This is a genomic window from Streptomyces sp. NBC_01551 (genome assembly GCF_026339935.1).
Lineage (GTDB): Bacteria > Actinomycetota > Actinomycetes > Streptomycetales > Streptomycetaceae > Streptomyces.
The window spans coordinates 5,050,010-5,063,696 of record NZ_JAPEPX010000001.1; the positions used below are offsets into that span (position 1 = coordinate 5,050,010).

Sequence of the window (13,687 nt, forward strand, 5' to 3'; positions counted from 1 at the left end):
TTGGGTGGTGGCGGATAGGCTGCGGATCATGCTCGTAGCCGCCGCCGTCTGCCCCGCCCCGCCGCTCCTCGTACCGGAGGTCGCCGCCGGCGCCGCCCCCGAACTCGCGGACGCCCGCACCGCCTGCTCCGACGCCCTCGCCGTCCTGGCCGCCTCCCGCCCCGACCTCCTGGTCGTCGTCGGCGCCGCCGACCAGGACCACCGCGGCCCCTACCCCCAGGGCTCCCGCGGCAGCTTCCACGGCTTCGGGGTCGAGGCCGACGTACAGCTCGGGGAGGGCGAGGAGGGGCCGCGCCTGCTGCCCCCGTCCCTGGCCGTCGGCGCCTGGCTGCTCCGGCATGCCCGCTGGGGCGCCGCCCCGGTCGAGGGGCTCGGTGTCGGGGAGCCCCTCGAAGCCGAGCAGTGCATGCTGACCGGCCGCGGCCTCGCCGCCCGCGAGGAGCGCGTGGCCCTGCTCGTCATGGGCGACGGCAGCGCCTGCCGCACCGTGAAGGCCCCCGGGTACCTCGACGAGCGCGCCGCCGCGTTCGACGCCGCCGCGGCCCGCGCGCTCGCCACGGCCGACACCACCGCGCTGGCCGGCCTCGACGCCGGGCTCGCGCACGAGCTCAAGGCCGCCGGACGCGCCCCCTGGCAGGTGCTCGCGGGCGCCGCCGAGGGCGCGGGGCTCGACGGCCGCCTGCTCTACGAGGACGCCCCGTACGGCGTCGGCTACTTCGTCGCCACCTGGTCCTGAAACCCCTGGTCCTGAACCCCTGGTCCTGAAGCCCCGCGGTCCCCGGACATGCCGAAGGGGCGCGAGGGCACCCGGCCCCCGCGCCCCTTCCGGGACCGCCTAGGACGCCGCCGGCGGCGTCGGTCCGCCGGGGCTGTCCTTGTGCGCGATCTTGCCCAGGGCGTCCTTCGCCTTGCTCGTGCCGGTCTCGATGTGGCCGTGGTACTTGCCCTTGGTCTTCGAGTCCACGGCCTGGGCCACCTTGTCCAGATTTTGGCCGATCTTGCCCTCGTGCTGCTGCGCGAGGTCGCCGACCTTCTCCTTCGCCGGAGCGAGCTTGGCCTTCAGAGTGTCCAGCAGGCCCATGGGTCACCTTCCAGTGGCGGTAGCTACGTGCGGGCGCCCTCGCCGGTCTCGCTGTCCGCCGCGACCTCCGCCGACTGCTGCTTCGGGATCTCGACGGCTTCCGCCGCCGGAGCCTCCGCCGCAGCCGTCCCGGCCTCCGTCTCCTCGGACGCGGCCGTCAGGTCCTCGGCCGCGACCTCCTCGGTCGAAACCTGCTCCTTGCGGCCAAAAAACCGGCCAAAAACGCCCATGTCTACTCCCGTAACGTTACTCGTGTGAGTGAAGTTCCGCCCGGTTCGAACCTGCTTGCGCCGGTCCGCTCCGAGCCCGCTCCAGGCCCGCCCTCCGGGCGTGCGCCCGGCCGGAACCACGCAAGGGCAACGACGCCGTACCGACCCCGTCACGTAACTCGATCGGGTACATGGCGAGGCGTTTGCGAGGGGTTTGCGAGACTGGGGCGGTGAGGAATGCAGCCCCCGCCCCGCGGGTCATCGCCGTCGTCGGTCCCACCGCGGCCGGAAAGTCCGACCTGGGCGTAGCCCTGGCCCGCCATTTCGACGGCGAGGTCGTCAACGCCGACTCGATGCAGCTGTACCGGGGGATGGACATCGGCACCGCCAAGCTGACGACCGAGGAGCGCGGCGGAGTCCCGCACCACCTCCTCGACGTCTGGGACGTGACCGAGACGGCCAACGTCGCCGAGTACCAGCGGCTGGCCCGCATCGAGATCGACAAACTCCTCGCCGAGGGCCGCACGCCGGTGCTCGTCGGCGGCTCCGGGCTGTACGTCCGCGGCGCCCTCGACGCCATGGAGTTCCCCGGCACCGACCCCGAGGTCCGGGCCCGGCTGGAGGAGGAGCTCACCCTGCGCGGCTCCGGAGCCCTGCACGCCCGGCTCGCCGCCGCCGACCCCGCCGCCGGCGCGGCCATCCTGCCCAGCAACGGCCGCCGGATCGTCCGGGCCCTCGAAGTGATCGAGATCACGGGCCGCCCCTTCACCGCGAACCTGCCCGGCCACGAGTCGGTCTACAACACCGTCCAGATCGGCGTCGACGTCGGCCGGCCCGAGCTCGACGAGCGGATCGCCCGGCGCGTCGACCGGATGTGGGAGGACGGGCTGGTCGACGAGGTCCGCGCCCTGGAGGCCCGTGGCCTGCGCGACGGAATCACCGCCTCCCGCGCCCTCGGCTACCAGCAGGTGCTGTCCGCTCTCGCGGGTGAATGCACCGAGGACGAGGCCAGGGCCGAGACCGTGCGCGCCACCAAGCGCTTCGCGCGGCGCCAGGACTCCTGGTTCCGCCGCGACCCGCGCGTGCACTGGCTCAGCGGGGCCGTCGCGGACCGCGGGGAACTCCCGGGGCTCGCGCAGTCGTTGGTCGAACGAGCGGTTACAGCCTGATCACGTGATGGCATCGGGACGCCCCGTGCGCCAGTCGGCACCCCCGGAGCGTGCCATCATCAAACTTCTGAACAGCGGCGTACGAAGTCCGAGTGGGGAGGGCGCGTGGCTATGGAGGCCGGCCCTCGAGACACTGGGCGGGACGACACCCGGCGAGAAGCCGACCCGACGCGTCTCGATGGGTCCGACGAAACCGCCCAGGCGGCCGGGCAAGCCGATGTGCTCGGGCTGCCCGCCGGTCCCGTGCGGCTGAGCCCGGACGGCCCGGACGCGCCGGACTCCGCCGAGGCGGAGGCCGCGTCCGGTCCCGAGTTCGAGGTGGAGCTGCGCCCGCAGCGCCGCCTGCGCATCTGGCAGATCGCCCCCATCGTGATGCTGGCCCTGGCCGGCTCGCTGATGTTCGCGTTCCCGCTCGCGTTCGAATTCGGTGACGGCGGCGCCGTGGTCGCCATGCTGGGCTTCCTCATCAGCTCCTGCGCGGCCGGCTGGGGCATGATGGCCGCCCGCCGCGTGGGATACACCTGGCCCGGGCTGCCACCCCGGGGATCGGGACGCCGTCCCGACTGGCGCATGGCCGCGCTGTACGCGCTGGCCGCGCTGGCCGTCGTAGCACTCGCGGTGTACCGGGTGGCCCGGCTGCGGTAGGGCGGGGCCGCGCCCCGTCCGGCCCTCGGACCGCTCCGGGCTCCTGAGCTGCGGCTCGGTACCATGGGCCCGTGACGCAGACCAGCCTCTCCTTCCTCAAGGGCCACGGCACCGAGAACGACTTCGTGATCGTCCCGGACCCGGACAACGCCATCGAGCTGCCCGCGACCGCCGTCGCGAAGCTGTGCGACCGGCGGGCCGGCATCGGCGCCGACGGTGTGCTGCACGTCGTGCGGTCCGCCGCGCACCCCGAGGCACGGGCCATGGCCGGTGAGGCCGAGTGGTTCATGGACTACCGCAACAGCGACGGCTCCATCGCCGAGATGTGCGGCAACGGCGTCCGCGTCTTCGCCCGCTACCTCCAGTACGCCGGGCACGTCGAGCCCGGTGACCTCGCCATCGCCACCCGGGGCGGCGTCAAGCGCGTCCACCTCGACAAGAGCGGCGACGTGACGGTCTCCATGGGACGCGCCGAGTTCCCCGAGGGTGAGGTGACCGTCTCCGTGGGCGACCGGTCCTGGCCCGCGCGCAACGTCAACATGGGGAACCCGCACGCGGTGGCGTTCGTTGACAGCCTCGACGACGCCGGGAACCTGTTCACCGCCCCGCCGTTCAGCCCGGCGTCCGCCTACCCGGCGGGTGTCAACGTCGAATTCGTCGTCGACCGCGGCCCCCGGCACGTCGCCATGCGCGTCCACGAGCGCGGCTCCGGCGAGACCCGCTCCTGCGGCACCGGCGCCTGCGCCGTCGCCGTGGCCGCCATCCGCCGCGACGGCGCCGACCCCGCCGAGACCGGCGAACAGGTCACGTACACCGTCGACCTCCCCGGCGGCACCCTCGTCATCACCGAGCACCCCGACGGCCGGATCGACATGACCGGATCCGCCGTCATCGTCGGCTCGGGCGAGTTCGACGCGACCTGGCTCACCGAAACTGCCTTCGCCTGAAGCTTCCCTCTAATGGGTGATCCGTTTCACGCTGAGCGAGAGGTGGACTGCGCCACGTGGTGGGGTCGGTAGCATCAGGCACCGGCCCTGAGGGCTCACCCCATGCCCGCCACCGCCGGTCGAAGCCGCCGGAGGTGCCCATGAGTGCAGAGGCCACGAACCCCGAAGCACGTCCCGAAGCGCGCCCCGAGCTCCGCAGACGTGGCCGGACCAGGCTTGATCTGCGACGACTCGGACGCGCGGCCCTGCTCGGGCCGACATCCCGCGACCGGCTGCCCGACGCCATCGGGCACGTCGCGGAGGCGCATCGCGCCCATCATCCGGACGCCGATCTGTCCATCCTGCGGCGCGCTTACCTGCTCGCGGAGACCTCCCACCGCGGTCAGATGCGAAAAAGTGGTGAGCCGTACATCACACATCCGCTCGCCGTGACCCTGATCCTGGCCGAACTCGGCGCCGAGACAACGACCTTGACGGCCTCCCTCCTCCACGACACCGTCGAGGACACCGAGGTGACCCTCGAACAGGTCCGTGAGGAGTTCGGCGACGAGGTCTGCTTCATCGTCGACGGCGTCACCAAGGTCGAGAAGATCGACTACGGTGCCGCCGCCGAGCCCGAGACCTTCCGCAAGATGCTCGTCGCCACCGGCAACGACGTCCGCGTGATGTCCATCAAACTCGCCGACCGCCTCCACAACATGCGCACCCTCGGCGTGATGCGCCCCGACAAACAGGCGCGCATCGCCAAGGTCACCCGCGACGTCCTCATCCCGCTCGCCGAACGCCTCGGCGTCCAGGCCCTCAAGACCGAGCTGGAAGACCTCGTCTTCGCGATCCTGCACCCCGAGGAGTACGAGCACACCCGCGCGCTGATCGCCGCCCACGCCGGGGAGCGCGACCCGCTGCCCGCCATCGCGGAGTCCGTGCGCGTCGTCCTGCGCGAGGCCGGCATCGCCGCCGAAGTGGCCGTACGGCCCCGGCACTTCGTCTCCGTGCACCGCATCTCCCGCAAGCGCGGGGAGCTGCGCGGCTCCGACTTCGGCCGGCTGCTCATCCTGGTCGGCGAGAACGCCGACTGCTACGCCGTGCTGGGGGAGCTGCACACCTGCTTCACGCCGGTGGTCTCGGAGTTCAAGGACTTCATCGCCGTCCCGAAGTTCAACCTCTACCAGTCGCTGCACACCGCCGTCGCCACCCCCGACGGGCACGTGGCCGAGGTCATCGTCCGGACCCGGCAGATGCACCGGGTCGCGGAGGCCGGCGTCGTCGCGCTCGGCAACCCGTACGCCACCGCCGCCCCCACGCCCGCCGCGGGCTCCGCCGAAGCCTGCGCGGACCCGTACGAGGAGCGGGTCGACCCGACGCGGCCCGGCTGGCTGTCACGGCTGCTGGACTGGCAGCAGTCCGCGCCCGACCCCGACACCTTCTGGAGCGTGCTGCGCGCCGAGCTGGCCCAGGACCGGGAGATCACCGTCTTCCGCGCGGACGGCGGAACCCTGGGGTTGCCGGGTGGAGCCTGCTGTATCGACGCCGCCTACGCGCAGTACGGCGAGGCGGCCCACGGCTGTATCGGCGCCCGGGTCAACGGGCGCCTCACCTCCCTGGCCTCCCGGCTCTCCGACGGGGACACCGTGCAGCTGCTGCTCGCGCACGACGCCGCGTCCGGGCCGTCCCCCGACTGGCTGGAGCACGCGCGGACCCCGGCCGCCCGGATCGCCATCAGCAGCTGGCTCAAGGCCCACCCGGACGGCGCCGCCGCCACCACCACGGCCGCGCGGGCGCCGCTGTCGGTGGTCGGGGCCCGCGGCGGCGGCGGCAACGCGGTCGCCGACCTGCCGGACGCCACCGTGCGGCTCGCGGGCTGCTGCACCCCCGTGCCGCCGGACGCGGTCGCGGGATTCGTCGTACGGGGCGGGGCCGTCACCGTGCACCGGGTCGAGTGCGCCGCCGTCGCGCAGATGCGCTCGCTGGGCCGTACCTCCGTCGCCGTGCACTGGCGGGCCACCGCCGACTGCCGGGTCACGCTGCTTGCCGAATCGTTCGGCCGCCCGCACCTGCTGGCCGACCTGACCGAGGCGATCGCCCGCCAGGGCGTCGAGGTCGTGTCCGCGACCGTGGAACCGCCCGTCGAGCAGCGGGTCCGGCACAGCTACACGCTCCAGCTGCCCGACGCGACCGGCCTTCCGGCGCTGATGCGGGCCATGCGGGACGTGCCGGGGGTCTACGACGTGAGCCGCGCGTAAGGCGGCCCGACGGGGGGTGACGGGACCGTCGCGCGGTGGGGAGCCGCGGCGCCGGGTAAGGCCCTTCCCAGGGGCATGTCGGGCCCGCGGCCCTGCCGGAGGATCCCGTTCGGGTGGACTCGTCGCGCGTCGTGTGCGGCCGGGTGGCGGGCGCTGGTAACCCGTGGTGGATGCAGCTCACCTCCCCGCGCCTGCGCGCCGCCCTGCTCGCCGCGGCCTCCCTCACCCTCGTTGCCGCCGTGCTGCCCCCGCCACCCAAGGCCCTCGGTATCGGAGACCCGCTGTTCCCGGAGCTCGGGAACCCCGGGTACGACGTGCTCTCGTACGACCTCTCCTTCGCGTACAAGGACAACCTGAGCCCGCTCGACGCCGTCACCGTCATCGAGGCCCGCGCCGAGGAGCCGCTGGAGCGGATCAACCTGGACTTCACGAACGGGACGGTCGCGTCGGCCGAGGTCAACGGGGAGCCGGCCCGGTTCGAGAGCGTCGCGGAGGACCTCGTGCTGACGCCCGCGCGGCCGGTGGCGGCCCACGTGCCGCTGCGCATCGAGATCCACCACACCAGCGACCCGCGGGGCCGTAGCGACGGCGGCTGGGTGCCCACCGACGACGGCCTGGCCATGGCCAACCAGGCGGACGCCGCGCACCGGGTCTTCCCCTGCAACGACCACCCCGCCGACAAGGCGTACTTCACCTTCCGCATCACCGCCCCCGAGGGGCTCACGGCCGTCGCCAACGGGGTGCCGGGCGCGCTCCCGGCCCGCCGGGCGGCCGGCGCGACGACCTGGACGTACCGGACCCTGCACCCGATGGCCACCGAGCTGGCGCAGGTCTCGGTCGGCGACTCGGCGGTGGTGCACGGCACCGGCCCCCACGGGCTGCCGCTGCGCGACGTCGTGCCGTCCGCAGACCGGCAGAAGCTGGAGCGCTGGCTGAAGAAGACGCCGGGCCACATCGAGTGGATGGAGAAGCGGGTCGGCCCGTACCCCTTCGAGAACTACGGGGTGCTCATCGCCCGGGCGAAGACGGGCTTCGAGCTGGAGACGCAGACCCTCTCGCTCTTCGAGCACGGCCTGTTCTCGGACGACGGCTATCCGGAGTGGTACGTCGAGGCCGTCATGGTCCACGAGCTCGCCCACCAGTGGTTCGGCGACAGCGTCACGCCGCGGGCCTGGTCCGACCTGTGGCTGAACGAGGGGCACGCCACCTGGTACGAGGCCCTGTACGCGGACGGGCTCGGCAAGTACTCCCTGGAGCGGCGCATGCGCGAGGCGTACCAGCGCTCGGACCAGTGGCGCGCGGCCGGCGGCGCCCCGGCCGCGCCGAAGCCGGCCGGCCCGGGGGAGAAGATCGGGCTGTTCCGGCCGGCGGTCTACGACGGGGCCGCGCTGATCCTGTACGCCCTGCGGCAGGAGATCGGCGCCGAGGCCTTCGACCGGGTGGAGCGGCGCTGGGTGCGCGAGCACCGGGACGCGGTGGCGGGCACGGAGGACTTCGTACGGCTGGCCTCCCAGGAGGCGGGACGCGACCTCGGGGAGTTCCTGAAGCCGTGGCTGTACGGGAAGACGACCCCGCCGATGCCGGGGCACCCGGATTGGAGCGGGAAAAGGGTGTGACCCGCGGGGAACGGGCATGTCACCATCGACGGGCCGCACGGCATCGACGGGCCGCTCTGTACCGGCGGGCCGCACGGCCGGGGAATCTCCCGGCGATGTGACACGTTGGACGTGACAGTGTTAGGTCACTGTCACACGTGAGCGCCATGCGTGGCCGCGGCCTCATCCGATATCGACGTAAGGATCCAATGACCTCCTCTTCTTCCCCTTCCCAGGACGCGCGGGACGCACAGGACGTGCCGGACTCGCAGAGCTTCACCGAGAGCCTTCGGGCCGACGCCCTGATGGAAGAGGACGTCGCCTGGAGCCACGCGATCGACGGAGACCGGGACGGCGACCAGTTCGAGCGCTCCGAGCGCGCGGCCCTGCGCCGCGTGGCCGGCCTCTCCACCGAACTCGAAGACGTCACCGAGGTCGAGTACCGCCAGCTGCGCCTTGAGCGCGTGGTGCTCGTCGGCGTCTGGACCTCCGGCACGGTCAACGACGCGGAGAACTCCCTCGCGGAGCTCGCCGCCCTCGCCGAGACCGCCGGCGCCCTCGTCCTCGACGGTGTCATCCAGCGCCGTGACAAGCCCGACCCGGCCACCTTCATCGGCTCCGGCAAGGCGCGCGAGCTGCGCGACATCGTGCTGGAGAGCGGCGCCGACACGGTGGTCTGCGACGGTGAGCTCAGCCCCGGCCAGCTCATCGCCCTCGAAGACGTCGTCAAGGTCAAGGTGGTCGACCGGACCGCCCTGATCCTCGACATCTTCGCCCAGCACGCCAAGTCCCGAGAGGGCAAGGCGCAGGTCGCGCTCGCGCAGATGCAGTACATGCTGCCGCGACTGCGAGGCTGGGGTCAGTCGCTGTCGCGTCAGATGGGTGGCGGCGGCGGTGGCGGCATGGCCACCCGAGGCCCCGGTGAGACCAAGATCGAGACCGACCGGCGCCGGATCCGCGAGAAGATGGCGAAGATGCGCCGGGAGATCGCGGAGATGAAGACCGGCCGCGAGATCAAGCGGCAGGAACGGCGCCGCAACAAGGTGCCCTCGGTCGCCATCGCCGGCTACACCAACGCCGGGAAGTCCTCCCTCCTCAACCGCCTCACGGGCGCGGGCGTGCTGGTGGAGAACGCGCTGTTCGCCACCCTCGACCCGACCGTGCGCCGGGCCGAGACGCCGAGCGGCCGGATCTACACCCTGGCCGACACCGTCGGCTTCGTCCGGCACCTGCCCCACCACCTGGTCGAGGCGTTCCGCTCCACGATGGAGGAGGTCGGCGACTCCGACCTCATCCTGCACATCGTGGACGGCTCGCACCCGGCCCCGGAGGAGCAGCTGGCGGCGGTCCGCGAGGTCATCCGCGAGGTCGGCGCGGTCAACGTGCCCGAGATCGTGGTGATCAACAAGGCGGACGCCGCGGACCCGCTGGTCCTGCAGCGGCTGCTGCGCATCGAGCGGCACTCCATCGCCGTCTCGGCCCGCACCGGCATGGGCATCACCGAGCTGCTCGCGCTCATCGACACCGAGCTGCCGCGGCCCGAGGTCGAGGTGGAGGCCCTGGTGCCGTACACCCGCGGCTCGCTGATCGCCCGGGCGCACGCCGAGGGCGAGGTCATCTCCGAGGAGCACATCCCGGAGGGCACCCTGCTCAAGGCGCGGGTCCACCAGGAACTGGCGGCGGACCTGGCTCCGTACGTACCGGCGAAGCGGTAGCGGTAATGGTTGCCGTGGCGGTTCGGGTGCCGATCCTCCGGTAGGCAGCACGTGACATGACTGAGGGCCCTCGCGATCGCGAGGGCCCTCAGTCATCTCATGGCCGCGGGTTGACGCCCGCCCGGCCCGCTCCTACTTACTGCTTGCGGAACTTGCCGCTGACGCCCTCGAAGAGCTTCTTGGCCTCCGGGCCCAGCTTGGGGCCGGCCAGCCAGCCCGCCTTGGCGGGGCCGATCGAGGTGTTCGACACGAGCGCCGGCTTGCCGTCGCTGCCCGCCGCGATCCAGCCGCCGCCGGAGGAACCGCCGGTCATGGTGCAGCCGATGCGGTACATCACCGGGTCCGCCGCGACCAGCGAAAGCCGGCCCGGCTTGTCCGTGCACTGGTACGCCTTCTGGCCGTCGAACGGGCGCGCCGCCGGGTAGCCCGTGGCCGTCATGTTCGCGATCTTCGGCACCGCCGGAGCGTTGAACTCCACCGGGAGCGCCGAACCGACCGTCTCCTCCAGGGACTTGCCCGTGCCCTTCTCCGGGGTCACGTGCAGCATCGCGAAGTCGTACGGGGCGCCCGCGCCGCCGGTGGGACCGCCGCTCGCGATCCACTGGTCCGAGGTCTGGGCCCAGTCGCTCCACCAGACGCCGAACGGAGCCACCTGCTCGCGGGGCGCGCCCTTGAGCGAGGCCGCCGGCTTGCCGGCGTTGTTGTACGACGGGACGAAGGCGATGTTCCGGTACCAGCCGCCGGCCTTGCCCGCGTGCACGCAGTGGCCCGCCGTCCAGACCATGTTGGACTTGCCCGGGTGGGCGGGGTCCTTGACCACGGTCGCCGAGCAGACCATCGAGCCCTCGGGGCCGTCGAAGAAGACCTTGCCGGCCTCCGGGACGTTCGCGTGGTACGGGGCGGCGGCGGGCTTGGCCGACACCGGAGCCGGGGTCGGGTCCGTCACGCCCTGGTCCTTGCCGGCGTCCGGGTCGACGGACGGGGCCTTCGGCTCCTCGGCGTCGCGCATCCGGTCCGGGTCCCACAGGTCCTCGATGATCGGGTTGACGTAGTCACCCGCCTCGCGGAGCCAGTCATCCTTGTTCCAGTTCTTCCACGCACCGCCCTTCCACTTCTCCAGGTCGATGCCGTGCTCCTTGAGCTTGTCCTTGAGCTGGTCCGGGATCTTGATCCCGTCGGCCCCGGACGGAAGGCTCGCCGCCACGGTCGGCTTGGCGTCGCCGCCGGCCTCCCCGTCGCCCGGGCCGCAGGCCGCGGCGGTCAGCGCGAGCGCGGCCGCGCACAGGACCGCGGTGAACGGTCGGTTCGGTCGCATGTCGTAAGTCCCCCTGGTGGGTCGAGGCGTTGGTTGCAGTGGAGCGCAGCCCCCCACTATGCCGCTGCCGTTGGGGACGGCACAGGCCGGGGCGTGGTTCCTGACGGGCGGTGCCCGCCTGCGCCGGGAGGCACAGGGTAGGGCAAGGATCTTGGGTCCACCCGTGATCCGTGACCGTTCCCGTCGTTGGTACGTACGGGGGAAAGGGCGGGAGCGTTCATGTTCGAGACGCAATCCGGAAGAGAAACCGGCAGCGCATTCCGTGCGGGAGGTCCGACACTCGTGGCTTTGACCGAACAGGCCGCGGCCGCGGCGACCGTACCGACGCAGGGGATCAGGGGATCCGCGGCCGGCGCGGAGGGGATCCTGCGCAGGCAGGCCCAACGGGAGTCGGCCGCCCGGACGTACGCGCGCTCCCTCCCGATCGTTCCGGTACGGGCCCGGGGAATGACGATCGAGGGCGCGGACGGACGCCGCTACCTGGACTGCCTCTCGGGTGCCGGCACCCTCGCCCTCGGGCACAACCACCCGGTGGTGCTCGAAGCGATCCGGGGCGTGCTCGACTCGGGTGCCCCGCTGCACGTCCTGGACCTGGCGACCCCGGTCAAGGACGCCTTCACCAGCGAGCTGTTCGCGAACCTCCCGCCGGCGCTGGCGGCCGACGCCCGCATCCAGTTCTGCGGGCCGGCCGGGACCGACGCCGTCGAGGCCGCACTGAAGCTGGTGCGCACCGCCACCGGGCGCTCGGGGCTGCTGGCCTTCACCGGGGCGTACCACGGCATGACCGCCGGGGCGCTCGCCGCTTCCGGGGGCGCGTCCGAGGTACGGGTGACCCGGCTGCCGTATCCGCGGGACTACCGCTGCCCGTTCGGTGTCGGCGGGGCCGAGGGTGCGCGGCTCGCCGCCACCTGGACGGAGAGTCTGCTGGACGACCCCAAGGGCGGAGTGCCCTCGCCCGCCGCGATGATCGTCGAACCGGTGCAGGGTGAGGGCGGGGTCATTCCCTCGCCCGACGCGTGGCTCCGCCGGATGCGGGAGATCACCGCGGATCGGGGCATCCCGCTGATCGCGGACGAGGTGCAGAGCGGGGTCGGGCGCACCGGCGCCTTCTGGGGCGTCGACCACGCCGGGGTGGTGCCGGACGTGATGGTCCTGTCCAAGGCGATCGGTGGCAGCCTGCCGCTGGCGGTGATCGTGTACCGGGCCGAACTGGACGTGTGGGCCCCCGGCGCCCACGCCGGCACCTTCCGCGGCAACCAGCTGGCGATGGCGGCCGGCACCGCGACCCTGGCCCACGTCCGCCAGAACGGCCTCGCCGAGCGCGCGGCGACGCTGGGCGACCGGATGCTCGCGGCCCTGCGCGGGCTGATCCCGGCCCACCCGTGCGTCGGGGACGTGCGGGGCCGGGGCCTGATGATCGGCGTCGAACTCATCGACCCCGACACCGGCTCCGCCGCCCCGGCCCTCGCGGCGGCCGTCCGCCAGGAGTGCCTGGACCGCGGCCTGATCGTGGAACTCGGCGGCCGCCACTCCAGCGTCGTCCGCCTGCTGCCCCCGCTGACCGTGACGGACGACCAGGCCACCGCCGTCCTCGACCGCCTGGCCGACGCCATCCCCGCCGCCGCCGGCCGGCCCCACTGACCCCGAAGGACCCACGATGCCCGACCCCTCCCTCCACCCGAACACGCCGGAGCCTCCCCCGGCACCCACCGGCCGCCCGCCCCTCCCATCGAGCCCGTCATCCCCCCACCGCGCCCCCGCCCCAACTCCACCGCAGACCATGCCGGACTCCCACCGCGCCCCCGCCTCAACGCCGCCGCAGGCCACACCGGACTCCCACCCGGCCCCACCCCGCTGGCCGGCGCCCACCCCGACACCCCCGGTGTCGGTCGAGCCCGCCAGGCGGGACCTTCACCAGCCCCCGCCCCGCTGGCCGGCCCCCGCCGAGCCGCCGCTGCCAACCACTCCGGAGCCCCAGGCAGCGCCGTCCCGCTGGCCGGCCCCTGCCCCGACGGCTCCGCAGGCCGCCGAGCCGGGCACGCGGGAGCCTCACCAGGCGCCGTCCCGCATCGCTGACGGCCCTGCCCCGGCAGCCTTGACGGCCCCCGAGCCGGGCACGCTGGAGACCCACGCGGCGCCGGCCACCCACCCGGCGCCCTCCGAGCCCCCGCTGGCCACGCCGCCGGGGCCCCACGCAGGGCCGTCTCGCTGGCCGGCCCTCGCCCCGACCGCTCCGCAGGGCGCCGAGCCGGGCACGCGGGAGCCCCGCCAGGCGCCGCCCCGCATCGCTGACGACCCTGCCCCGGCAGCCCCGACGACCCCCGAGCCGGGCCTGCTGGAGACCCACGCGGCGCCGGCCACCCAGCCGGCTCCCGCCGCACCGCCAGAGCCCCACGCGGCGCTGACCCGCTGGCCGGCTCCCGCCGTGCGCCCGCCGGGATCAGTGGCTGCGCCGGCCCCCCTGTCCCTCCCGGGCGCGGAGACTTCGGAAGCGCGCCCCGGCCAGACGCCCCTTCCTGCGTCAGGCATGCCGGTCGCGCACGGCGCATCCACCCCGCAGCCTGGCCCGACCCTCCCGACGGCCCTCCCGACGGCCGGCACGCCGTGGTACGCAGCGGAGCGGGCTCCCGCGCCGCACGCGGACCAGGAGCCCCTCCCGGCGTCGGGAACACCGACCGCGCAAGCGGGCGAAGGGGCTACCACCCCGCAGCCTGACCGCACGCCCCTGACAACGCGCGGGACTGCCGATTCGGAGCCCGGGCCGTCGT

11 protein-coding genes are annotated in these 13,687 nt (G+C 73.5%); 8 read left to right on the top strand and 3 right to left on the bottom strand.

The features are described from left to right. Positions 1 to 28 precede the first annotated feature (28 nt). Complete coding sequence (locus tag OG982_RS22945) at positions 29 to 736, top strand: class III extradiol dioxygenase subunit B-like domain-containing protein (protein WP_266783846.1); 708 nt, start codon at positions 29 to 31, stop codon at positions 734 to 736. 99 nt (positions 737 to 835) lie between these two features. Here the strand turns inward: OG982_RS22945 and OG982_RS22950 are convergent, their stop codons facing one another. Together OG982_RS22950 and OG982_RS22955 are read right to left on the bottom strand one after the other, a co-directional pair. After that, entirely contained in the window at positions 836 to 1,081 is a 246-nt protein-coding gene (locus tag OG982_RS22950) for an antitoxin (protein WP_266783845.1), read from the bottom strand. A gap of 23 nt (positions 1,082 to 1,104) precedes the next feature. Beyond that, positions 1,105 to 1,311 carry a hypothetical protein gene (locus OG982_RS22955; protein ID WP_266783844.1) on the bottom strand — a complete coding sequence of 69 codons (207 nt, stop codon included), beginning with the start codon at positions 1,309 to 1,311 and terminating at the stop codon, positions 1,105 to 1,107. 209 nt (positions 1,312 to 1,520) lie between these two features. Between OG982_RS22955 and miaA the strand changes: the two genes are divergently transcribed. The 6 genes from miaA to hflX all read left to right on the top strand — a co-directional run bounded on the left by miaA (position 1,521) and on the right by hflX (position 9,604). Then, positions 1,521 to 2,459, top strand: a complete 939-nt coding sequence (miaA, locus tag OG982_RS22960) for a tRNA (adenosine(37)-N6)-dimethylallyltransferase MiaA (RefSeq protein WP_266783842.1) — start codon at positions 1,521 to 1,523, stop codon at positions 2,457 to 2,459. 111 nt (positions 2,460 to 2,570) lie between these two features. Then, complete coding sequence (locus OG982_RS22965) at positions 2,571 to 3,104, top strand: hypothetical protein (protein ID WP_266791778.1); 534 nt, start codon at positions 2,571 to 2,573, stop codon at positions 3,102 to 3,104. A gap of 71 nt (positions 3,105 to 3,175) precedes the next feature. Continuing rightward, positions 3,176 to 4,051 (top strand): diaminopimelate epimerase, encoded by an 876-nt coding sequence (dapF, locus tag OG982_RS22970; protein WP_266783840.1) that lies wholly within the window; start codon positions 3,176 to 3,178, stop codon positions 4,049 to 4,051. Positions 4,052 to 4,191: 140 nt separating this feature from the next. Continuing rightward, positions 4,192 to 6,294 carry a bifunctional (p)ppGpp synthetase/guanosine-3',5'-bis(diphosphate) 3'-pyrophosphohydrolase gene (locus tag OG982_RS22975; RefSeq protein ID WP_266783838.1) on the top strand — a complete coding sequence of 701 codons (2,103 nt, stop codon included), beginning with the start codon at positions 4,192 to 4,194 and terminating at the stop codon, positions 6,292 to 6,294. A gap of 170 nt (positions 6,295 to 6,464) precedes the next feature. Then, positions 6,465 to 7,910 (top strand): M1 family metallopeptidase, encoded by a 1,446-nt coding sequence (locus OG982_RS22980; RefSeq protein ID WP_266783836.1) that lies wholly within the window; start codon positions 6,465 to 6,467, stop codon positions 7,908 to 7,910. A gap of 188 nt (positions 7,911 to 8,098) precedes the next feature. Then, complete coding sequence (hflX, locus tag OG982_RS22985) at positions 8,099 to 9,604, top strand: GTPase HflX (RefSeq protein WP_266783834.1); 1,506 nt, start codon at positions 8,099 to 8,101, stop codon at positions 9,602 to 9,604. 136 nt (positions 9,605 to 9,740) lie between these two features. On the opposite strand, the gene OG982_RS22990 is transcribed toward hflX, so the two are convergent. Further along, the gene (locus OG982_RS22990) at positions 9,741 to 10,919 is read right to left on the bottom strand and encodes a serine protease (protein ID WP_266783832.1); all 1,179 of its coding nucleotides are present in this window, start codon (positions 10,917 to 10,919) and stop codon (positions 9,741 to 9,743) included. Between the two features lie 219 nt (positions 10,920 to 11,138). Between OG982_RS22990 and OG982_RS22995 the strand changes: the two genes are divergently transcribed. Continuing rightward, positions 11,139 to 12,560 carry a diaminobutyrate--2-oxoglutarate transaminase family protein gene (locus OG982_RS22995; RefSeq protein WP_266949187.1) on the top strand — a complete coding sequence of 474 codons (1,422 nt, stop codon included), beginning with the start codon at positions 11,139 to 11,141 and terminating at the stop codon, positions 12,558 to 12,560. The last annotated feature ends 1,127 nt before the right edge of the window (positions 12,561 to 13,687 follow it).

Coding starts and splice junctions, on each gene's coding strand:
- OG982_RS22945 (WP_266783846.1), top strand. CDS start 29: ATGCTCGTAGCCGCCGCCGTCTGCCCCGCCCCGCCGCTCCTCGTACCG.
- OG982_RS22950 (WP_266783845.1), bottom strand. CDS start 1,081: ATGGGCCTGCTGGACACTCTGAAGGCCAAGCTCGCTCCGGCGAAGGAG.
- OG982_RS22955 (WP_266783844.1), bottom strand. CDS start 1,311: ATGGGCGTTTTTGGCCGGTTTTTTGGCCGCAAGGAGCAGGTTTCGACC.
- OG982_RS22965 (WP_266791778.1), top strand. CDS start 2,571: ATGGAGGCCGGCCCTCGAGACACTGGGCGGGACGACACCCGGCGAGAA.
- OG982_RS22975 (WP_266783838.1), top strand. CDS start 4,192: ATGAGTGCAGAGGCCACGAACCCCGAAGCACGTCCCGAAGCGCGCCCC.
- OG982_RS22980 (WP_266783836.1), top strand. CDS start 6,465: ATGCAGCTCACCTCCCCGCGCCTGCGCGCCGCCCTGCTCGCCGCGGCC.
- hflX (WP_266783834.1), top strand. CDS start 8,099: ATGACCTCCTCTTCTTCCCCTTCCCAGGACGCGCGGGACGCACAGGAC.
- OG982_RS22990 (WP_266783832.1), bottom strand. CDS start 10,919: ATGCGACCGAACCGACCGTTCACCGCGGTCCTGTGCGCGGCCGCGCTC.
- OG982_RS22995 (WP_266949187.1), top strand. CDS start 11,139: ATGTTCGAGACGCAATCCGGAAGAGAAACCGGCAGCGCATTCCGTGCG.